17 protein-coding genes and 1 pseudogene are annotated in these 20407 nt (G+C 70.5%); 8 read left to right on the top strand and 10 right to left on the bottom strand.

The window, feature by feature from the left end; genetic code table 11:
* Positions 1 to 14: 14 nt before the first annotated feature.
* Positions 15 to 883: pseudogene (locus LK06_RS01525) on the bottom strand (TIGR02452 family protein).
* 271 nt (positions 884 to 1154) lie between these two features.
* On the opposite strand from LK06_RS01525, the gene egtA reads away from it, so the two are divergent.
* Genes egtA through egtD form a run of 4 tightly spaced genes read left to right on the top strand, consistent with a single transcriptional unit; the run spans position 1155 to position 5642 of the window.
* The gene (gene egtA / locus LK06_RS01530) at positions 1155 to 2507 is read left to right on the top strand and encodes an ergothioneine biosynthesis glutamate--cysteine ligase EgtA (protein ID WP_039654567.1); all 1353 of its coding nucleotides are present in this window, start codon (positions 1155 to 1157) and stop codon (positions 2505 to 2507) included.
* A complete protein-coding gene (gene egtB, locus LK06_RS01535; RefSeq protein WP_234367327.1) occupies positions 2504 to 3907 on the top strand; it encodes an ergothioneine biosynthesis protein EgtB in 1404 nt (467 codons plus the stop codon). Before egtA ends, egtB begins: the two co-directional genes overlap by 4 nt.
* Complete coding sequence (gene egtC, locus LK06_RS01540; RefSeq protein ID WP_039654566.1) at positions 3907 to 4683, top strand: ergothioneine biosynthesis protein EgtC; 777 nt, start codon at positions 3907 to 3909, stop codon at positions 4681 to 4683. Before egtB ends, egtC begins: the two co-directional genes overlap by 1 nt.
* The gene (gene egtD / locus LK06_RS01545; RefSeq protein WP_039654565.1) at positions 4680 to 5642 is read left to right on the top strand and encodes an L-histidine N(alpha)-methyltransferase; all 963 of its coding nucleotides are present in this window, start codon (positions 4680 to 4682) and stop codon (positions 5640 to 5642) included. Before egtC ends, egtD begins: the two co-directional genes overlap by 4 nt.
* A gap of 17 nt (positions 5643 to 5659) precedes the next feature.
* Here egtD and LK06_RS01550 read toward each other — a convergent pair whose 3' ends face one another.
* Positions 5660 to 6916, bottom strand: coding sequence for an extracellular solute-binding protein (locus tag LK06_RS01550; protein WP_039654564.1), 1257 nt, complete (start codon positions 6914 to 6916; stop codon positions 5660 to 5662).
* Between the two features lie 293 nt (positions 6917 to 7209).
* Here LK06_RS01550 and LK06_RS01555 point away from each other — a divergent pair, with 293 nt between their 5' ends.
* Positions 7210 to 7425 (top strand): dodecin, encoded by a 216-nt coding sequence (locus LK06_RS01555; RefSeq protein WP_039654563.1) that lies wholly within the window; start codon positions 7210 to 7212, stop codon positions 7423 to 7425.
* A gap of 14 nt (positions 7426 to 7439) precedes the next feature.
* Here LK06_RS01555 and LK06_RS01560 read toward each other — a convergent pair whose 3' ends face one another.
* Positions 7440 to 7931, bottom strand: coding sequence for a phosphatase domain-containing protein (locus LK06_RS01560; protein ID WP_039654562.1), 492 nt, complete (start codon positions 7929 to 7931; stop codon positions 7440 to 7442).
* Between the two features lie 126 nt (positions 7932 to 8057).
* Here LK06_RS01560 and LK06_RS01565 point away from each other — a divergent pair, with 126 nt between their 5' ends.
* Both LK06_RS01565 and LK06_RS01570 read left to right on the top strand, forming a co-directional pair.
* Positions 8058 to 8246, top strand: a complete 189-nt coding sequence (locus LK06_RS01565) for an antitoxin (protein ID WP_039654561.1) — start codon at positions 8058 to 8060, stop codon at positions 8244 to 8246.
* 69 nt (positions 8247 to 8315) lie between these two features.
* The gene (locus LK06_RS01570) at positions 8316 to 10664 is read left to right on the top strand and encodes an excinuclease ABC subunit UvrA (protein ID WP_039654560.1); all 2349 of its coding nucleotides are present in this window, start codon (positions 8316 to 8318) and stop codon (positions 10662 to 10664) included.
* Here the strand turns inward: LK06_RS01570 and LK06_RS01575 are convergent.
* The 5 genes from LK06_RS01575 to LK06_RS01595 all read right to left on the bottom strand — a co-directional run bounded on the left by LK06_RS01575 (position 10640) and on the right by LK06_RS01595 (position 16043).
* Positions 10640 to 11506: a lysophospholipid acyltransferase family protein gene (locus tag LK06_RS01575; protein ID WP_078858718.1), complete on the bottom strand. Its 867-nt coding sequence runs from the start codon at positions 11504 to 11506 to the stop codon at positions 10640 to 10642. The genes LK06_RS01570 and LK06_RS01575 overlap by 25 nt on opposite strands.
* Positions 11506 to 12276 (bottom strand): GNAT family N-acetyltransferase, encoded by a 771-nt coding sequence (locus LK06_RS01580; protein ID WP_039654559.1) that lies wholly within the window; start codon positions 12274 to 12276, stop codon positions 11506 to 11508. Before LK06_RS01580 ends, LK06_RS01575 begins: the two co-directional genes overlap by 1 nt.
* Positions 12277 to 12640: 364 nt before the next feature.
* Complete coding sequence (locus LK06_RS01585) at positions 12641 to 13390, bottom strand: succinate dehydrogenase/fumarate reductase iron-sulfur subunit (protein WP_039654558.1); 750 nt, start codon at positions 13388 to 13390, stop codon at positions 12641 to 12643.
* Positions 13387 to 15333, bottom strand: a complete 1947-nt coding sequence (locus LK06_RS01590; protein WP_039654557.1) for a fumarate reductase/succinate dehydrogenase flavoprotein subunit — start codon at positions 15331 to 15333, stop codon at positions 13387 to 13389. Before LK06_RS01590 ends, LK06_RS01585 begins: the two co-directional genes overlap by 4 nt.
* A gap of 2 nt (positions 15334 to 15335) precedes the next feature.
* Entirely contained in the window at positions 15336 to 16043 is a 708-nt protein-coding gene (locus LK06_RS01595; protein ID WP_052270075.1) for a succinate dehydrogenase, read from the bottom strand.
* Positions 16044 to 16127: 84 nt separating this feature from the next.
* Here LK06_RS01595 and LK06_RS01600 point away from each other — a divergent pair, with 84 nt between their 5' ends.
* Positions 16128 to 17012 carry a LysR family transcriptional regulator gene (locus tag LK06_RS01600; RefSeq protein WP_039654556.1) on the top strand — a complete coding sequence of 295 codons (885 nt, stop codon included), beginning with the start codon at positions 16128 to 16130 and terminating at the stop codon, positions 17010 to 17012.
* 180 nt (positions 17013 to 17192) lie between these two features.
* On the opposite strand, the gene LK06_RS01605 is transcribed toward LK06_RS01600, so the two are convergent.
* Together LK06_RS01605 and LK06_RS01610 are read right to left on the bottom strand one after the other, a co-directional pair.
* A complete protein-coding gene (locus LK06_RS01605; protein WP_039654555.1) occupies positions 17193 to 19337 on the bottom strand; it encodes a putative bifunctional diguanylate cyclase/phosphodiesterase in 2145 nt (714 codons plus the stop codon).
* On the bottom strand, positions 19334 to 20146 hold the full coding sequence (locus tag LK06_RS01610) for an SAM-dependent methyltransferase (protein WP_039654554.1): 813 nt from the start codon (positions 20144 to 20146) through the stop codon (positions 19334 to 19336). Before LK06_RS01610 ends, LK06_RS01605 begins: the two co-directional genes overlap by 4 nt.
* Positions 20147 to 20407 lie beyond the last annotated feature (261 nt).

A 20407-nucleotide genomic window follows, 5' to 3' on the forward strand; every position in this document is an offset into this window, starting at 1 on the left:
GGCCGGGCAGGGAGCTACCCCCGCTGCTCGCCGAACGCCTCCAGGAACGCCTTCCTCACCACGGCTCCCGGTGTCCGGTCCAGCACGCCAAAGACCACCTGGTCGAAAGAGCGGGCGAACCGGCCGCCGGGCCCCAACAGTCTCCGGAAGGCGTCCGCGACCTGCGCCGGGTCGTTACGGAAGACCCCACAGCCCCACGCGCCCAACACCAGCCGGCGGTAGCCGTGCAGCGCGGCCGTCTGCAGCACCCGTTCGGCCCGGCGTACCAGGGCCCCGGGCAGCTCTGCCACACGCTCCGGCGCGGTACGCCGTACGACGCCCGCGTTGGGGGCGGCGGCGGTGAGGAAACCCACGTGGTAGGGCTCCGCGAGTAGTCGGCCCCGGTCGTCGCGGAAGACCGGGACGGCCGGTGAATGGACCACCCGGTCCGTGTAGAACGGGTCACGGACCGCACGGTGGTGGTCATAGAAGGCGCGAGCGCCCAGCAGGCAGGAGTGTAGGGCCGAGGCCGGCACAAGGCTTCCTCCTGGGCCTGCGCGCCGTTGAGGTAGCCACCGCCCGGATTTCGAGCCGAGGCGAAGTTCAGTGCGGCGACGGGTGCCCCGCTCAGTCGGCGAGCCGCCTCCAGACTGCTCTCGCCGGTGACCTCAATGACCGTGCCGGCGGTGACCTCAATGACCGTGCCGGACGTGAGGACCACATCGGCCCCGGGCGCCGACGGCTCGGGCAGCCGCACCGGCTCCGGCCCGAACATCCGGGTGCCTGCCCGGGCGGCCCCGATCGCCGCCGCGATCGACACCTCTCGACCGTCCGGGGCCAGGTAACGGCCCGCCGCCACGATGTTCTCCGTCGCTGCAGCGATCCCGCGCAAGCGCGCGCTCACGGCGCCACCCCCGTGGGCGCCGCGACGGCGCCTGCGCGGTCTCCCGTCGTGCTCATGCGGGAATCCTGGGTGATGCTGGTGCTGCGGTGCAACGGAGTTTCCTGCCCCCGCAACGACCCGCAACGCGCAGGGAAGCAGAAAGTGACCGATCCGGAACGTCCAGGAGGGCACTCTTGTGCGAATCGGTGTGAGGGTCTTGGGTAGGACGAGTGCCTGCCGGCCCACCACTCAATGGGCCGGTGACATGGTGGAATCTCAGGAGGATCCCGACATGTCCGATACACAGAGCGGTGGCGGTGACCGTATTGAGCACCATACGGCCGTCACCGAAGCGGAGGTCGACGCCCTGGTCAGGGGCATCTGCTTCAAGACCGGACCGCCGCGCACCCTCGGCGTCGAATTGGAATGGCTCGTCCATGAGCTGCGCCAACCGCAGCTCCCCGTCACACCCGAACGACTCGAAGCGGCCTACACCGCCCTGCGGGCCGTGCCCCTGGGATCGGCGCTCACCGTCGAACCCGGCGGCCAACTGGAGCTCAGCTCACCGCCCGCCGCCTCGCTGATGGAATGCATGGGCACGGTCTCCGCCGATCTGGAGTCCGTCCGTGCCGTTCTCGCCGAGGACGGCCTCGGGCTCGTCGGCATCGGCCACGATCCCTGGCACACGCCGCACAGGTTCCTGCGCGAGCCGCGTTACGACGCCATGGAGACGTGCCTGGACCGCACCGGTCCGGCCGGCCGCCACATGATGTGCGCCACGGCCTCCGTGCAGGTGTGCGTGGACGCCGGCCACGACGGATCCGGCGTCTTCGGGCACCGGCGACGCTGGTGGCTGGCCCACCAGCTGGGCGCTGTCCTGGTTGCCGCGTTCGCCAACTCCCCGCTGGCCGGCCGGGAGCCCACGGGCTGGATGTCCACCCGGCAGCTGAGGTGGACACAGATTGGGGCCGGCCGCGCGGGTGCTCCCCCGCTGGGCGGCGATCCCCGGTCCGCCTGGGCACGGCACGTGCTGGACTCGCCGGTGATGTGCGTGCGCCGGGACCACGGGCCCTGGGTGGTTCCCGACGGGCTCACCTTCCGGCAGTGGGCCCGTTCCCGGTCGCCCCGGCCGCCGACCCGGGCGGACCTCGACTACCACCTCACCACCCTGTTCCCGCCGATCCGGCCGCGCGGCCACCTGGAACTACGGATGATCGACGCGCAGCCCGGCGAAGACGGCTGGATCGTGCCGCTCGCGGTGACGGCGGCACTGTTCGACGATCCGGAGGCGACCGAAGCGGCGTACCGGAGTGTGAAGCCGCTCGCCGAGCGGACCCTGGACCTCCCCGCCCCGCACAATCCACTGTGGACCGGTGCGGCCCGCCGGGGTCTCGCCGATCCGGACGTCCGCGAGGCCGCCACCGCCTGTTTCGCGGCGGCGCTGCGGGCATTACCACGGCTCGGGGCCACCCGCGAAGTCACCGACGCCGTAGCGGCGTACCGGGACCGCTACGTCGTCCGGGGCCGCTGCCCCGCAGACGACCTGCTGGACGGAGTGCGCTCAACGAACCGTTCCCCGTCCCGGCCCGGCCCCACCACCGGGGGCACCCCCGTTGCCCGCGGCAGGAAGGACATCCGCACATGAGCGCCCCCAAGGCCCCCACCACGGCCCCTGAGGAGGACACCGCCGCCCCGGCCGGCACCGCATCCGGCACCGCATCCGGCACTGCTGCCGGCACCGAGCTGGACACCGAGGCCCTCCGCGAGCGCGCGCTGACCTCACTCGCCACCGCCCGGGACCGCACCACGCTGCTGACCTCCTGCGTCGACGAGCCGGACCTGACCGCCCAGCACTCCCCGCTGATGTCCCCGCTGGTGTGGGACCTCGCGCATATCGGCAACCAGGAAGAACTGTGGTTGCTGCGGGCGGTCGGCGGCCGGGAGGCGATGCGGCCCGAGATCGACAGCCTCTACGACGCCTTCGAGCATCCGCGTGCCGAGCGGCCCTCGCTTCCGCTGTTGGCGCCCGCCGAGGCCCGCACGTACGCATCCGAGGTACGCGGCCGGGCCCTGGACCTGTTGGCGGCGGCAGACTTCCACAGCACCCGGCTGACCGAGGCCGGATTCGCCTTCGGAATGATCGCCCAGCACGAACAGCAGCATGATGAGACGATGCTGATCACCCATCAGCTGCGCAAGGGGCCGCAGGCCTTGACCGCCCCGGACCCGAAACCAGCACCGCTGTTCACTGGTCCGGCCGAAGTCCTCGTACCAGGCGGTTCGTTCACGATGGGCACCTCCTTGGAACCGTGGGCGCTGGACAACGAACGCCCGGCGCACCCACGAAAGGTGGCGCCCTTCTGGATCGACACGACCCCCGTGACGAACGCCGCGTACCAGGGGTTCATCGAGGACGGTGGTTACGGCACCGAGCGCTGGTGGTCACCCAAGGGCTGGGCGCACGTCAGGCGGCACGCCATCTCGGCCCCGCTGTTCTGGCGCAAGGAGGGCGGCCAGTGGCTCAGGCGCCACTTCGGGGTCACGGAGCCGGTCCCGGCCGACGAGCCGGTGCTGCACGTGTGCTGGTACGAGGCCGATGCCTACGCCCGCTGGGCCGGGCGCCGGCTGCCCACTGAGGCGGAGTGGGAGAAGGCGGCCCGGTTCGATCCGACCACCGGGCGATCCGCCCGCTATCCGTGGGGCGACGCCGGCCCGGGGCCCGAGCACGCCAACCTGGGCCAGCAGCACCTGCGGCCGGCGCCTTCCGGAAGCTACCCGGCTGGTGAGTCTCCGCTGGGCGTGCGCCAGCTGATCGGTGACGTGTGGGAGTGGACGGCGAGTGATTTCCTGCCGTATCCGGGGTTCCGGGCCTTCCCTTACCGGGAGTATTCGGACGTGTTCTTCGGCTCCGAGTACAAGGTGCTGCGCGGCGGCTCGTTCGCCGTGGACCCGGTGGCCTGCCGGGGCACGTTCCGCAATTGGGACTATCCGATCCGCCGGCAGATCTTCTCCGGGTTCCGCACCGCCCGTTCGGAGAGGGACTGATGTGCCGTCATCTGGCGTGGCTGGGGCCCGAGAAGCCGCTCGGCCGAGTCCTCATGGAGCCCCCACACAGCCTGTTCCGCCAGTCGTGGGAACCGCGGCGGCAGCGCTACGGAACCGTCAACGCCGATGGTTTCGGGGTGGGCTGGTACGCACCCGGGGATCCCGTACCGGCGCGCTACCGGCGGGCGGGGCCGATCTGGGCGGACCTGTCGTTCGCCGACCTGGCACGGGTGGTGCGCTCCGGTGCCGTGCTGGCCGCCGTCCGGGACGCAACGCTGGCGGGCGCGGACGGCGAGGCGGCGGCAGCGCCGTTCGCGGCCGGACGCTGGTTGTTCAGCCACAACGGCGCCATCCCGGGATGGCCGGACGCCGCTGCCTCACTGGTGTCCGCGCTGCCCCCGGTCGACCTGCTGTCACTGCAGGCGGGGAACGACTCGGCGTTCGTCTGGGCGCTGGTACTGCACCGGCTGCGAGCCGGCGAGGAACCGGTCCAGGCTCTCGGAGAAACGGTTCTCCGGTTCGTCCGGTCCGCCCCCGCGTCCCGCCTCAACCTCCTGCTGACGGATGGCACCACGATCACTGCCACCGCCTGGGGAGACACCCTGTGGTACCGCACCGAGCCCGGCCGGAGCACGGTCGTCGCCTCCGAGCCGTACGACGACGATCCGCTCTGGCAGGAGGTACCCGACCGCACCCTGCTCACCGCGAGCCGCGCCGGCGTGCTGCTCGCCCCGCTGGAGGATTCAGCGGCCGTCCCGAAGGAGCCCTGTACGTGAGTCCCCTGCACGTCACCCGCACCCTCCCCGAGGACGCGACGGACGCCGCGCTGCGCGCAGACGTCCTGCACGGCCTCACCGAGATGCCCAAGTGGCTGCCGCCCAAGTGGTTCTACGACGCGCGCGGCAGTGAGCTGTTCGAGCAGATCACCGAACTACCCGAGTACTACCCCACTCGCGCCGAACGAGAGATCCTCGCCACCCGTTCCGGCGAGATCGCCGCCGCCAGCGGTGCCCGCACCCTCGTCGAACTGGGCTCGGGCTCCTCGGAGAAGACCCGCTACCTGATCGACGCGCTCACTCCACTCGCCTCCTATGTCCCCGTGGACGTCAGCGAGAGCGCCCTCACGCAGGCCGGACGGGCGCTCATCGCGGACCTACCGGGCCTGGACGTCCACGCCGTGATCGCCGACTTCACCGCACCCCTCGCGCTGCCGGCGACACCCGGACCCCGCCTGCTGGCCTTCCTCGGCGGCACCATCGGCAATCTGCTGCCCGCCGAGCGTGCCGCGTTCCTCGCCTCCGTGCGCACCCTGCTCGCTCCGGGCGACGGGCTGCTGCTCGGCACGGACCTGGTCAAGGACGAGGACGTCCTGGTCCGGGCGTACGACGACGCGGCCGGGGTGACGGCCGCGTTCAACAAGAACGTGCTGACCGTCGTCAACCGCGAACTCGGCGCCGACTTCGACCCGGACGCCTTCGACCACCGGGCGCTGTGGAACGCGGAGCGGGAGTGGATCGAGATGCGGCTGCGTTCCCGCACCGCGCAGACGGTGAAGGTGCCGGCGCTGGACCTCGCCGTGCACTTCGCAGCGGACGAGGAACTGCGCACCGAAGTGTCCGCGAAATTCCACAAGCAGCGAGTCATCACCGAACTGGCTGCTGCCGGACTGGCATTGACTGACTGGTGGACGGACACACAGGGCCGGTTTGCGCTGTCGCTGAGCGTAGTGCGGTAGTGCGGTAGTGCGGTGGGTCAGCCCAGATCCGGAGCGAGCGCCTCGGTGATCTTCTTCGAGGCGCGGCGCGCCTCGGTCTGCGGGTCCGCTCCGTCGAGCACCCGGGTCATGTACTTCTTGATCGGGTTGTCGGCCTCGACATCGGCCCATTGAGGGGTGTGGGGGGTCGCCCGGCCGTGAGCCGCGCCCGCGGCCATGGCGGCGACCCCCTCCTCACCCGCGACCGCTCCGGCCAGCGTGGTCTTGTTGGGCACGTAGTTCATGGTGCGGGCGAGTTCGGTGTCCCATTTGGCGCCGGTGAGCGCCCCGACGACGGCCGTCGCGGCGAACTGGTCCTTGGTGTGCTGCGAGATGACGAGGTCGGAGCCGCCGGTGAACACGGTGCCGGGCCGTGCTGCGGTCTTGCCGGGTACCGGGAAGAAGCCGAGTTTGCCCTTCAGATCCGGGTTCTGCTGCACGATCGAGCGGGCGAGTCCGGGTACGGCGACGATCTGTGCCACCTTGCCGTCCGCGAACACCCCGGCCTGGGGCGGGTGTTCCTCATCGGCGTCCACCGGCCCCGCACCCAGCGCCTGCAGCCGCCGGTAGAAGTCCATCCCGCGCAGGGCGGCCGGCGTGTCCAGAGTGCCCTTCCACTCGTAGTCCTTCTCCTGGGCCAGGTCGCCGCCCTCGTCCCAGATGAAGCCGGAGAGGGTGTACCAGTCCTGTCCAGCGAGGTAGATGCCTTGGGTGCCGCCGGAATCGAGCTTCCCGGTGTCGGCGAGCCATTCGTCGCGGTTCTTCGGCGGACGGGTGATGCCGGCCTGCTCGAACAGGTCCTTGCGGTAGATGACCACACGGTTGGCCCCGTACCAGGGTATGCCGTACTGCCTGTTGCCGTCCTTGCCGGGCTGCGCGAGACCGGGCAGCCACTTCTCCATGCCCCAGTCCCGCATCGATTCCAGCGTGAGGTCCACCAGCCGGCCGCCGTCCGCGTACAGCGGCACCTGGGTGTTGCCGACCTCGATGACATCCGGGCCGTTCCCGGAGTCATCCTTGAGCGCCGTGCGAACCTTCTCGACGATGCCGGTCCATTCCTGGATGCGGATGTCGAGCCGCAGGTTCTTGTGAGTGCGTTCGAAGTCCTCGGTGAAGCGCTCCAGGAACTGCTTGGAGGCGCTGCCCTTCATCAGCCACACGGTGACGGTCTCGCGTTTCTGAGCGCTGGGAAGCATCCCGCAGGCACTGACGAGGGAACCGGTGATGCAGATGAGGGCGAGCAGGCGACGTCTCACGAAGGGTCCTGTTCTGTCTGACGGGGGTGGCGCGGACAGGGGGTGGGGGCCCGACGTGGGGGGACGAGCACGCATGCTCGTACGGGTGTGGTGGATTTTGGTATGGACCAACGCGGAGGGTCAAGGGCTGCCACGGGGCCTACCTGGACGCCGTGCGGTCCGAGCGCGGATGCGGCACGGTGGAATGCGGCGCGTCTCGTCGGTCCCACCCGTCAGGCCGGTTCGCCGGTCACGCCGGACGCGGGGCAGGCACCGGCACGCCGAACAGCCTCCGGGCGGAGAGGAACATCCCCATGACCAACCACACCTACCGGGTCACCGAGATCGTCGGCACCTCGCACGAGGGCGTCGACCAGGCCATCCGCAACGGCATCGCCCGCGCCGGCCAGACCCTGCGCAACCTGGACTGGTTCGAGGTGACCCAGGTCCGCGGCCAGATCGAGGACGGGCGGATCGAGCACTACCAGGTCGGCCTGAAGGTGGGCTTCCGCATCGAGGACGGGGACTGACCCACCGGAGGACGTCAGGTCCGGCCCTCCCGCTCCTGCGCCGCTTCCAGCGCTGCCGACTTCGCAGCCCAGCGGGCCCGTACGACGGTGAACCCGGCACGCTCCGCGTCGCCGCACACCAGTTCGTCATCGTCCACGAAAAGCCGGACCTCGCGGTCGCGGGCGAGTCGGCGCAGGATCTCCAGCTTGGTGAACCGCGCCGGCCTGCGATCGGCGTTGCCCCGCATGTACAAGCGTCCGCCGGGCAACCCGTGCCTGGCGAGCCACTCCAGCGTGTCCCGGCGGCAGCACTCGGGGCGACCCGTGAGGTACACGACCTCGCACTCGCGGGCGCTGTCCACCACAAGCGCCACCCCCTCGGGCATGGGCGGATCCCCGGGCGCGGCAGCGAAGAACGCAGCCCAGTCACGTGGCCGCGCCCGGAGGAAGTGCTGCCGGTGGGCCGTGTCGGCCAGGGTGTTGTCCAGGTCGAACACGGCGAGGGGCCGTCCGCTGCTGTCCGTCACCCTGTCACCCTACGGGCTTGCAGACCACCGCTCTCTTCGCGCTGGACCGCTGACGGCCCGAGGTGCGAACCGGGAAGGGGCCGGTGACCCTGGGAAGGCGAACCTCAAGCGATGAGGAGGGCTGCCATGTCCCTCATGGACAAGATCAAGGGCATGCTCAAGGGCCATGAGGAGATGGTCGACAAGGGCATCGATGCGGTCGGCGACTCCACCGACCGGCGCACCGGGAACGCGTACCAGTCCCAGGTCGACACCGCACAGGACAGGCTGAGGGACGCGTTCGGTACCCGGCGGGAGCAACCCCCGCAGTCCTGACGAACCGGGGGCGGTCTAGAATCGCGGAGTTTGTCCCCCTCCCGGTCGGCCCGTACGGAGTGTCCCCCGATGCACAGCCCCCATGACACGTACGTCCGCGTGCGCGGCGCGCGCGAGCACAACCTCAAGGGCGTCGACGTGGACATCCCGCGGGACGTACTCGCCGTGTTCACCGGTGTGTCCGGCTCGGGGAAGTCGTCCCTGGCCTTCGGCACGATCTACGCCGAGGCACAGCGACGCTACTTCGAGTCGGTCGCGCCGTATGCGCGCCGGCTGATCCACCAGGTAGGGGCGCCCAGGGTCGGCGGGATCACCGGCCTGCCACCCGCCGTCTCCCTCCAACAGCACCGTTCGGCTCCTTCCTCACGTTCATCGGTGGGTACGGTCACCCATCTGTCCAACTCGCTGCGCATGCTGTTCTCGCGTGCCGGGCACTACCCGCCCGGCGCCGAACGCCTCGACTCGGACGCGTTCTCGCCGAACACGGCGGCCGGCGCCTGCCCCGGGTGCCACGGTCTCGGGCACGTGCACCGCACGACGGAGGAGTTGCTGGTTCCGGACCCCTCGCGGTCCATCCGCGACGGTGCCATCGCCGCCTGGCCGGGCGCATGGCAGGGCAAGAACCTGCGCGACATCCTCGACGCGCTCGGACACGACGTGGACCGGCCCTGGCGCGAACTGCCGGCCGGGCAGCGGGAGTGGATCCTGTTCACGGACGAACAGCCGGTCGTCACCGTCCATCCGGTACGGGACGCGGACCGGATCCAACGGCCCTACCAGGGCACGTACATGAGCGCCCGCCGGTACGTCATGAAGACGTTCTCCGATACCAAGTCCCAAACGCTGCGGGCGAAGGCGGCACGGTTCCTGATCAGCACGCCCTGCCCGGACTGCAAGGGCAGCCGGTTGCGGCCCGAGGCACTGGCGGTCACCTTCGGCGGGCGGAACATCGCCGAGCTGGCCGCGCTGCCGCTCACCGACCTCGCCGGACAGCTCGACGGTACGACGGAGACCGCCCGGGTCCTCACCGAGGACCTCACGTCCCGGATCGCGCCGGTGGCCGAGCTGGGCCTCGGCTATCTGAGTCTCGATCGGGCCACCCCCACGCTGTCGGCGGGCGAACTACAACGGCTCCGGCTCGCCACACAGTTGCGCTCGGGGCTGTTCGGCGTGGTCTACGTGCTGGACGAACCGTCCGCCGGACTGCACCCGGCGGACACCGAGGCGCTGCTGACCGTACTGGCCCGGCTGCGGGCAGCCGGGAATTCGGTGTTCGTGGTGGAGCACCACCTGGAGGTGGTGCGCGGCGCCGACTGGCTGGTGGACGTCGGTCCCGGTGCCGGCGAGCACGGCGGCCGTGTGCTGTACAGCGGGCCGCCGGCCGAGCTGGCCGCGGTCGAGGAGTCGGCGACGGCCGCGTACCTCTTCGACGAGTCCCCGGGACCGGCACGTGACGTCCGCGGACCCCGTGGCTGGCTGAAGGTGGGGCCGGTGAACCGGCACAATCTGCGGGCGGTGACGGCCGAGTTCCCGCTCGGCGTGCTCACCGCTGTGACCGGTGTCTCCGGTTCCGGCAAGTCCACGCTCATCGGCGAGGTGACGGAGGATCTGGCGGGGGTCGGACGGCTGGTCCGGGTGGACCAGAAGCCCATCGGCCGCACCCCGCGCTCCAACCTGGCCACCTACACCGGCCTGTTCGACGTGGTGCGCAAGGTGTTCGCCGCGACCGGGGAGGCCCGTTCGCGCGGGTACGGCGTCGGGCGGTTCTCCTTCAACGTGGCTGGGGGTGGACCCTCGGGGGGCGGGCGGTGCGAGACCTGCCAGGGTGAGGGGTTCGTCAGTGTGGAGCTGCTGTTCCTGCCGAGCACGTACGCGCCCTGCCCGGACTGCGGGGGTGCCCGGTACAACCCCGAGACGCTCCAAGTGACGTACCGGGGGCGGAACATCGCCCAGGTACTCGACCTGACGGTGGAGGCGGCGGCGGAATTCTTCGCGGACACCCCGGCCGTGGCCCGCAGCCTGGGCGCGCTGCTGGACGTGGGCCTCGGCTATGTGCGGCTCGGCCAGCCCGCGACGGAGCTGTCCGGCGGTGAGGCGCAGCGGATCAAGCTGGCGAGCGAGTTGCAGCGCGGGCGCCGCGGCCACACCCTCTATCTGCTGGACGAGCCGACGACCGGGCTGCACCCGGCTGATGTGGAGGTACTCATGGACCGGCTGCACGGCCTGGTCGACGCCGGGCACACGGTCGTGGTGGTCGAGCACGACATGACGGTGGTCGCGGACGCCGACTGGGTGATCGATCTCGGGCCGGGCGGCGGTGACCGGGGCGGCCGCATCGTGGCGGCCGGGCCACCGGAGCGGGTGGCCCGGGCGGCGGGCAGCGCCACGGCACCCTACCTGGCACGCATCGTGGCCTGAGCCCGGCTTGCGGCCCGCGGCGGGGCCGCCGAACCGTCCCCGACCAGCGCCGCGTGGGTCCAGGCGGGCTCCGGGGCAGCCGGCTGGGCCGCACGGGCAAGGGAGCGACGGTCGGCGTGGGTGCCCGGTGGTATCACCGACCGCACCTCCACCTCGGCAACCAGCAAGCGGGTACGGGCCACCCGCCAGAGGGACGCCAGCAGGGTGTCCTCACCGACGAACGCCGCCACGGTGCCGGGCCCGCCGCCCTGCTGCCGGTAGCGCAGCCGGACCGGCTGTACGGGCACGCCCGCGTCCAGCGCGGCCTGGAAGACGGCCCGACGGAAGCGACCGTGGGCCCGACCGCACCAGGTGCTGCCTTCGGGGAAGGCGGCCACCGCCGCTCCCTCGCGCAGAGCACCGGCGATCCGGGCGACCGTGCCGGGCAGGGCACGCAGCCGGTCCCGCTCGATGAACAGGGTCCCGCCGCGGGCGGCCAGCGCGCCCGCCACCGGCCACTGCCCGATCTCGGTCTTGGCGAGCATCCTGGCGGGCCGTACGGCAGCCAGCAGCGGGATGTCCAGCCAGGAGACGTGGTTGGCGACCAGCAGCATCCCCCCGTCCGGCGCGACGGTGCCGGTGATGCGGACCCGGACCCCGACAGACCGCACGATCATCCGGCACCACCGCCTGACCCACTCTGCTGGTATCCGCCCGCCGAGCGGAGACAGCACGATTCCGGCCAGCACCAGGGCCGTGACCGCGGCCAGCCGCACCACTGCGCGCGGTACGGCCGCGGTCGTCCTGGCCTGTTCCACGCAGGCGCCCGGGGTGCAGGGCGCGGTGGGCAGCCAGACGCTCATCAGGCCGGCACGAGGGAGAGGAAGTGCCGCAGGTAGCGCGGGTTGATCCGGCGCATCGGCAGCAGGACGTACAGGTCCGCGACCCCGAAGTCCGGATCGTGCGCAGGCTCGCCGCACACCCACGCGCCCAGGCGCAGATAGCCGCGCAGCAGTGCGGGAAGCTCGCGGTGCCCGGTCGGCGCGGCAATCTCCGGCAGCCACGGCAGCAGTGGCCGCACCCGGTATTCCTCGGGCGCCAGGTGCCTGGTGCGCACTCGCGCCCAGGTCGCGGTGGCCAGCGCCCCGCCGTCGGCGAGCGGTACGGAACAGCAGCCGGCCAGCCACTCGTGCCCCCGGTCGACCATGTAGCGGGCTATGCCCGCCCAGATGAGGCCGATGACCGCGCCGTCGCGGTGGTCGGGGTGTACGCACGAGCGACCGACCTCCACCAGGCCGGGCCGGATCGCGTCCAGCGCGCCCAGTTCGAACTCGCTCTCCGAGTACAGCCGTCCGGCGACGGCTGCCCGCTCCGGCGGCAGCAGCCGGTAGGTGCCGACCACCTGCCCGGTCCGGGTTTCGTGGACGAGCAGGTGGTCGCAGTAGGCGTCGAAGGCGTCGACGTCGAGGCCCGGCTGCGGGGTGGTCAGCAGGGCCCCCATCTCCCCGGCGAAGACGTCGTGCCGCAGCCGCTGGGCGGCACGCACGTCGGCCTCGTCGCGGGCGAGGGTGACGGTGTAGCGGGTGGGGGCCGCGGGCTGCGGGGGACGGTCGAGGGTGGAAACGCCGGTCATGGCTCTCTCCTGGTCACGGGCCGGTACGGCGACAGGTACGGCGGGCTGGTGTGTGCGGCCCGCCGCTCCTGTTCTTCCGATGCCGGTTGGCGTACGCGTGACCTGTGCCGGGAGAGCGGATGTGGGAATGCTGAACGCCGGGGTAGCGGGCGTTCAGTCGTCGTTGCTCACCGACCCGGCGAGTAGCCGTGCGGCTTCTTCCGTGTCGAGCACGCGTTCCGGGACGAGGTCACCCGTCGTGTGCGGGCCCGAAGGTCATGCGGGCAGCCTCCGGCGGGACGGAAACCAGACGGGGCCGGGGATGAGCACCACTCCCGGCCCCGCCCGCCCGCCTCCTTGTCGGCGAACGTCCAGTGCGGAGGCGCTATCTCCCCCTCGTCCTCCGGGTGGCCCGCAGCCACTCCTTGTTCATGCTCGTAATGGATACCAGTGGGATCCCCTTCGGGCAGGCCGTCGCGCACTCACCGGTGAGCGTGCACCCGCCGAAGCCCTCGGCGTCCATCTGCGCCACCATGTCCAGCACCCGTGTCTCCCGCTCGGGCGCACCTTGGGGCAGCACGTTCAGGTGGTTGACCTTGGCGGAGGTGAACAACATCGCCGCTCCGTTGGGGCACGCGGCCACGCAGGCCCCGCACCCGATGCACTCGGCGTGCTCGAACGCGAAGTCCGCGTCGGCCTTGGGCACAGGGGTGGAGTGGGCCTCCGGTGCGGAACCGGTCGGCGCGGTGATGTACCCGCCGGCCTGGATGATCCGGTCGAACGCCGACCGGTCCACCACCAGGTCTCTGATCACCGGGAACGCAGCGGCCCGCCACGGTTCGACGTCGATCGTGTCGCCGTCGTGGAAGGACCGCATGTGCAGCTGGCAGGCGGTGGTGCGCTCCGGTCCGTGCGCGTGGCCGTTGATCACCAGCGAACACGCGCCGCAGATTCCCTCCCGGCAGTCGTGGTCGAAGGCAACGGGTTCCGCGCCGGAGAGGATGAGCTGTTCGTTGAGGACGTCCAGCATCTCCAGGAAGGACATGTCGGGTGTGATGCCATCGACCTCGTAGGTGGCCATGGCTCCTTCGGAATCGGCGGTGCGCTGCCGCCAGACGCGCAGGGTGAGCTTCATGCGTAGCTCCGCTGGGTGGGGTGGACGTACTCGAAGACCAGGTCTTCCTTGTGCAGGGTCGGAGCCTGCCCCGTACCCGTGAACTCCCAGGCGGCTGCGTAGGAAAAGACCTCGTCCTTGCGGGCGGCCTCACCGTCCGGGGTCTGTGACTCCTCTCGGAAGTGGCCGCCGCATGACTCGGTGCGGTGCAACGCGTCCAGGCACATCAACTCGGCCAGTTCCAGGTAGTCGACGATGCGGTTCGCCTTCTCCAGCGATTGGTTGAACTCGGCTCCGGTACCGGGCACCTTGATGCGCCGCCAGAACTCCTCGCGGATCTGGGGGATGCGCTCCAAGGCCTTGCGCAGACCCGCGTCCGTACGGGCCATGCCGCAGAACTCCCACATGACTTCGCCGAGTTCACGGTGGAAGGAGTCGGGGGTGCGGTCGCCGTCCACGGCGAGCAGCATGTTCAGCCGATCCTCGGTGTCGGCCAGCACCTGCCGGGCCACCGGGTGGTCGGCGGTCATCGGGTCCTGGCGCGGGTTGCGGGCCAGGTAGTCGTTGATGGTGGCCGGCAGTACGAAGTAGCCGTCGGCCAGGCCCTGCATCAACGCGGACGCTCCGAGCCGGTTGGCGCCGTGGTCGGAGAAGTTGGCCTCGCCGATCGCGAACAGGCCGGGGACGGTGGTCTGCAGGTCGTAGTCCACCCACAGGCCGCCCATGGTGTAGTGCACGGCCGGGTAGATCCGCATCGGCACCTGGTACGGATCCTCGTCGGTGATCCGCCGGTACATGTCGAAGAGGTTGCCGTACTTCGCCTCCACGGCCCGTCGGCCCATGCGTTGGATGGCGTCGGCGAAGTCGAGGTAGACGCCCTGCCCGCCGGGACCGACGCCTCTTCCTTCGTCGCAGACGTTCTTGGCGGCCCGGGAGGCGATGTCCCGTGGGACCAGGTTGCCGAAAGACGGGTAGATGCGCTCCAGGTAGTAGTCGCGCTCGTCCTCGGGAATCTGGTGCGGCGGACGGTCGTCGCCCTTGGCCCGGGGCACCCAGATCCGGCCGTCGTTGCGCAGCGACTCGCTCATCAGCGTCAGCTTGGACTGGTGCTCGCCGGTGCGCGGGATGCAGGTCGGGTGGATCTGCGTGAAGCAGGGGTTGGCGAAGTAGGCGCCGCGCCGGTGGGCTCGCCAGACGGCGGTCGCGTTGGAGTTCATGGCGTTGGTCGACAGGTAGAAGACGTTGCCGTAGCCGCCACTGGCCAGGACGACGGCGTCGCCGAAGTACGTGTCGGTCCTGCCCGTGACGAGATCACGCGCCACGATCCCGCGGGCCCGTCCGTCCACGACGATCAGATCGAGCATTTCGGTGCGCGGATGGAGCTCCACGTTTCCCGCGGCGATCTGCCTCGACAACGCCTGGTAGGCGCCCAGCAGCAACTGCTGGCCCGTCTGGCCGCGGGCGTAGAACGTACGGGACACCTGGACGCCGCCGAAGGAGCGGGTGTCGAGCAGCCCGCCGTACTCACGGGCGAAGGGCACACCCTGTGCCACGCACTGGTCGATGATCTCCACGGAGATCTGCGCGAGCCGATGGACGTTGGACTCCCGCGCCCGGAAATCACCGCCCTTGACGGTGTCGTAGAAGAGCCGGTGGATCGAGTCGCCGTCGTTGCGGTAGTTCTTCGCCGCGTTGATGCCTCCTTGCGCCGCAATGGAGTGCGCGCGGCGCGGGGAGTCCTGGTAGCAGAACTGGACGACGTGGTAACCCTGTTCAGCGAGCGTGGCGGCCGCGGAGCCGCCGGCCAGTCCGGTGCCGACGACGATCACCGTGTGTCCCCGCCGGTTGGCGGGGTTGACCAGTTTCGCCTCGAAACGGCGCCTGTCCCAGCGTTCGTGGATCGGTCCGGCGGGGGCCGTGGAGTCGTGGACCGGCGCGCCGGTCCCGTAGTCGGTGTAGGTCATGGTCAGCTCACCACTCCGGTCATGACGCCCACGGGCACGGCTACGAATCCGGCCGTGAGCAGCAACGCGAGGACGTCGCCGATGGCCTTCAGCGCCCGGTCACAGGCGCGGCTGCCGATACCGAGGGTCTGGGCCGCGCTCCAGAAGCCGTGCCGGATGTGCAGGCCGAGCGCGAGCATCGCGACGATGTAGATGACATTGCCGTACCAGGTGGAGAAGGTGTCCACCACGTTCTGGTACGGGTGCCCCTGCTGGAAGCCTCCGGGGTGCACGGTGCCGGTGGTCAGGTCCAGGATGTGCCAGATGAGGAACAGGCCGAGGATGATCCCGCCCCAGCGCATGGTGCGGGTCGCATAGCTGGCCCGGTGTCTGGCGTGCACATACGGGGTGGGCCGGGCCTTGATACCACGACGGCTGAGCTGGTAGGCGGACGTCGCGTGGGCGACCACGGCCACGACGAGGACGATCCGGACGAGCCAGAGCGTCCACTCGTAGTGCATGAACGGTTCACCAACGGTGCGCAACCAGTGTGCGTAGTGGTTGAACTCCTGCGGACCGAAGAAGATCTTCAAATTTCCCATCACATGGGCGACCAGGTACAGCAGCATGGTCAGGCCACTGACGGCCATCACCGTCTTCTTGCCGATGGTGGAGTCCCACCTCGTGCGTACCTTGGACGACCGTCGGTCCGTCCGCGTTGCCAGAGCCATGGCACAGCACGCTAGGGCCGAACGGAGCGATCGGTCCAAGACATGGTTCAGCTTGTTTCGATAGCCTCACGCTATTGTGAAGGGATGCAGTTCCAGCAGCTCCAGTACTTCGTGGCGGTCGCCGAGACCCGTCACTTCACCCGGGCCGCCGAACTCGCCCATGTCGCCCAGCCTTCCCTCTCCCAGCAGATCAGGGCGCTGGAGCGGGAACTGGGCGCGGATCTGTTCCTGCGCGCCCGGGGCAACATCACGCTCACCGACGCGGGCGAGGCACTCCTGCCGCTGGCCCGGCGCATCCTGGCCGACGCGGACACGGCCCGGTACGAGGTGCAGGAGCTGGTGCAGCTGCGGCGAGGGCGGGTACGACTCGGGGCCACACCGAGTCTGTGCACCGGGCTGCTGCCGGACGTGCTGCGCGCCTTTCACGACCGCTATCCCGGCATCCAGCTGCTCATCGAGGAGGGCGGCTCGCACGACCTGGTGCGGGAGCTGGCCCGGGGTGCGCTCGACCTGGCCCTGATCGTGCTACCGCTGCCGTCGCCGTCGCCCGCCCTGACCACGGTGGAGCTGCTCCGGGAGGACCTGGTCGTGGTGTCGTCGCCCAACGCCCCGGCGCCCGGCCGGGGCCGTCGCACCGTCCACGTCGCCGATCTGGTGGGCGAGCGACTGGTGATGTTCCGGCACGGGTACGACCTGCGGGAACTGACCGTGGCGGCGTGTCGCGCACAGGGGTTCGATCCGGAGTTCGCCGTGGAGGGGGGCGAGATGGACGCGGTGCTCGGGTTCGTCCGGGCGGGGCTGGGTGTGGCGGTCGTTCCCCGGATGGTCGCCACCCGGTCGGGCCTGGACCTGCGCGTCACGCCGCTGGCGCGGCCCGGTCTGCACCGCACCATCGCACTGGCCCACCGAAGCGATGTGGCTCCGCCCCGAGCTGCGCGGGAGTTGCAGCGGATGCTGCTGGAACGGTGAGCGGGCCCAAAAGTCCGCCAGGCCGCAAGGACACCGCCGGACGGGCTCCCATTCTCCCGGTGGCGACCGGGGCAAGACCGGTGCGGTGCCCGGTCCTTGACCGGCCGGCCGGAAAGCGGCACCCCACGTCCACGGCAGTGCGGACGGCCCCCTACCGTGCGGGGCTGAGCCGCACGCGGCTCAGCCCGTCGCGTCCACCAGCGCCAGGTCGTGCAGCCGCTCCGGAGGCCCAGGCCTGGCGTAGTACCAACCCTGAGCCGTGTCGCAGCCCAGTATCCGCAATTGCTCCGCCTGGGCGCCGGTCTCCACGCCCTCGACGGTCACCGCCAGGTCGAGGCTGTGGGCGAGGGAGACGATGCCTTCAACGATCTTCAGGTCGACCGGGTCCGCCGGGAACTGCTGCATCCCCTGGGTGAAGGAGCGGTCCAGTTTCAGGACGCGCACCGGCAGCCGGCGCAGGTTCGCCAGGTTCGAGTAGCCGGTACCGAAGTCGTCCAGGGCGATGTCGACGCCCATCTCGGCCAGCCGGTGCAGAGGCTTGAGCAGGTCGTCGTCGGCACCGATCAGCGCGGTCTCGGTCACTTCCAGACACAGGGCATCCGGGGCGACACCGGCGCGTTCGAGGATGTCCACGGTGTCCTGGACCAGTCCGGGGTGGCTGAGCTGGCAGGGGGAGAGATTGACGTTGATGCGCAGGGGCTCGCCCGCTGTCCGGTCCTCGTGGCGTTCGCGCCAGGCGCGGGCCTGACGGATCGACTCCTCCAGGACCCAGCGGCCCAGCGGAACGATCAGTCCCGTGTGCTCGGCGAGCGGGATGAAGCGGTCGGGGCCGAGGACCCCGTGCTGCGGGTGCAGCCAGCGGACCAGTGCCTCGGCACCGCGCACGCTGCCGTCGCCGAGGTGGACAAGGGGCTGGTACTCGATGAAGAACTCGCCGCGTTCCAGCGCCGTGGGCAGGGCCGTGGTCAGTCCGTGGCGGGTGATCGCGCGGGCGTCGGCCTCGGGATCGGCCAGCTCACAACGGTTGCCGCCGGCCGACTTGGCCCGGTACATGGTGATGTCGGCGCTGCGCAGCACCTCTGCCGGGGTGCGCTCGCCCGCCGGTCCCTCGACGATGCCGAGGCTGCCGCGCACCATGAGGTCCCGGCCGTCGATACCGATCGGGGTGACCAGCGCGCTCATGATGCGCTCGGCGAGTTCGTCCACCGTGCGTTCGGTGCCGGGTCCGGTGGTCAGTGCGACGAACTCGTCGCCGCCGAGCCGGGCGACCATCTCACCGGGTGCGGTCGCACACGACTGCAGCCGGTCGGCGACCTCGACCAGCAGACGGTCGCCGGCCGCGTGACCGAGACTGTCGTTGATGGTCTTGAAACCGTCCAGGTCGAGGTAGCACAGCCCGAAGCGCTGCCCCTCACCCGCGCCCAAGGCCTTCTCCAGCCGCTCGAAGAACAGGGTGCGGTTGGGTAGTCCGGTGAGCGCGTCGTGCGTGGCCTCGTACCGCAGGCGGAGGTTGAGCAGTCGCCGCTCGGTGGTGTCCTCCATGAGGGCGAGCTGGTACTGCGGCTTGCCGTCGGCGTCCCTCAGGAGGGAGACCGTCAGGTTGGTCCACAGGACGGTGCCGTCCGGGCGGTTGAAGGCCTTCTCCACGTGGTAGTGCTCGCGCTCGCCACGCACCAGTTCGTCGTAGAGTTTCCAGGTCTGCGGGGCGTCCTCGTGATGGGTCCAGTCGAGCACCCTGCGGCCCCGCAGTGATGGCTCGGAGAGGCCGAACATGCGCAGCAGCGCCTCGTTGACCTGGAGGACGTTGCCGTCGAGGTCGGCGATGCCGATCCCTATGGCCGCGCCCTCGAAGACCGCGCGGAAGCGGGCCTCGCTGGCGTGCAGCGCCTGCGCCACCACGCCCTGGGCCCGCAACGCGGCCTGGGCGATGGCCTCCTGCTCGGCCAGAGTACGTTCGCGCAGCGCCTGGGCGTACCCGGCGGCCATCGCGTGCTGCAGCCGTGAGGAGCGCAGACGCAGTTCCTCCTGGAGGCCGTCCTCACCGCAGTACAGGACCAGGTAGGCGTCGACGCAGTCCAGCGTGCGCACGAGCGCCTCGGGGTCAGTGCAGTGCGCGTTGACCAGGGCGGCGCCCACCGCCTTGGCCCCGTCCGCGTCGAAGCCGCGCGCCCGCAGTAGCTCGTTCAACCGGCTTGCGAGCGGTAGGAGTTGCTCCTCGAACTCCATCCGGGTGAGCGACGTCGAGGTCACCGGGAACAGCGCCCGGCTCCAGATGGTCGTCAGCCGGCGCAGTCTGTCCTCCGGCCCGTCCGGCTCCGCGCTCACGCCGTACGCCCCACACCGGCGAATCCGGAGAAGGCGTACGGGTCCTCGTCCTCCGGCTCCGACTCCGGGCGCCAGCACGGCATCGGCACCAGTCCGGGTTCCACCATGTCGTACCCCTCGAAGAACCGCGCGATCTCCTCGCGCGACCGCATGATCAGCGGGTTACGAATGTCCTTGTACACGTCCACCGCGCCCTCGGCCCGCTCGGCGGTCACCGGGATTCCCTCGTACGAGGCATGGGTGAGGATCAGCAGGCTGCCGGGCGCGAGCGCTTCGCGCAGCTCGGCCACCGCACTGGACGGGTCGTTCGCGTCTTCCACGAAGTGCAGTATGGCAACGAGCAGGAGAGCCACTGGCCGGTTCAGGTCGATCAACCGCTCCAGGCAGTCACTGGCGAGGATCTCCTGCGGCTTGCACAGGTCCGCGGCGATCACGTCCGCGTCCTCGTTCCCGGCCAGGACCGCCTGGCTGTGAGCGACGGCCACCGGGTCGTTGTCGACGTAGACGACCCGGGCGCCGGGCACGGACGCCTGCGCCACCTCGTGGACGTTGCCGAACGTGGGGATGCCGGAGCCGATGTCGAGGAACTGGGTGATGCCTTCCCCGGCCGCGAAGCGCACGGCCCGACGCATGAACGCCCGGTTGGCCTGCATGATCTTCGGCAGCCCCGGCATGAACTCCATCGCCTTGCGGGCCGCCTCGCGGTCGACCTCGAAGTTGTGGGATCCGCCCAGGTAGTAGTCATAGATGCGCGAGACGCTCGGCACCGAGATGTCGATGCTCCGGGGGGCCCAGGCGGGACGCTCCATGTATCTCTCCAAGGCGAGGACGACAGGCGTAGGCGATCCAGTGTTCGAGCTGAGGCTACTGATCGCTCGCCAAAGGAGCGACCTGAAACGGAAATTGACCGTCCGTTCCCGGTCACTGCCTGCGGGAAGTGCTCGGATGACCGCGCTGTGTCACGGCTACACCGGTGGCATGACACACGATCGCCCCAGACAACGGTCCGCCCCCTCCGTGCGGTGCGGAGGGGGCGGACCTTCGGCCGCGCGCCGGACGGGCGGGATGAT

Source organism: Streptomyces pluripotens (genome assembly GCF_000802245.2).
Lineage (GTDB): Bacteria > Actinomycetota > Actinomycetes > Streptomycetales > Streptomycetaceae > Streptomyces > Streptomyces pluripotens.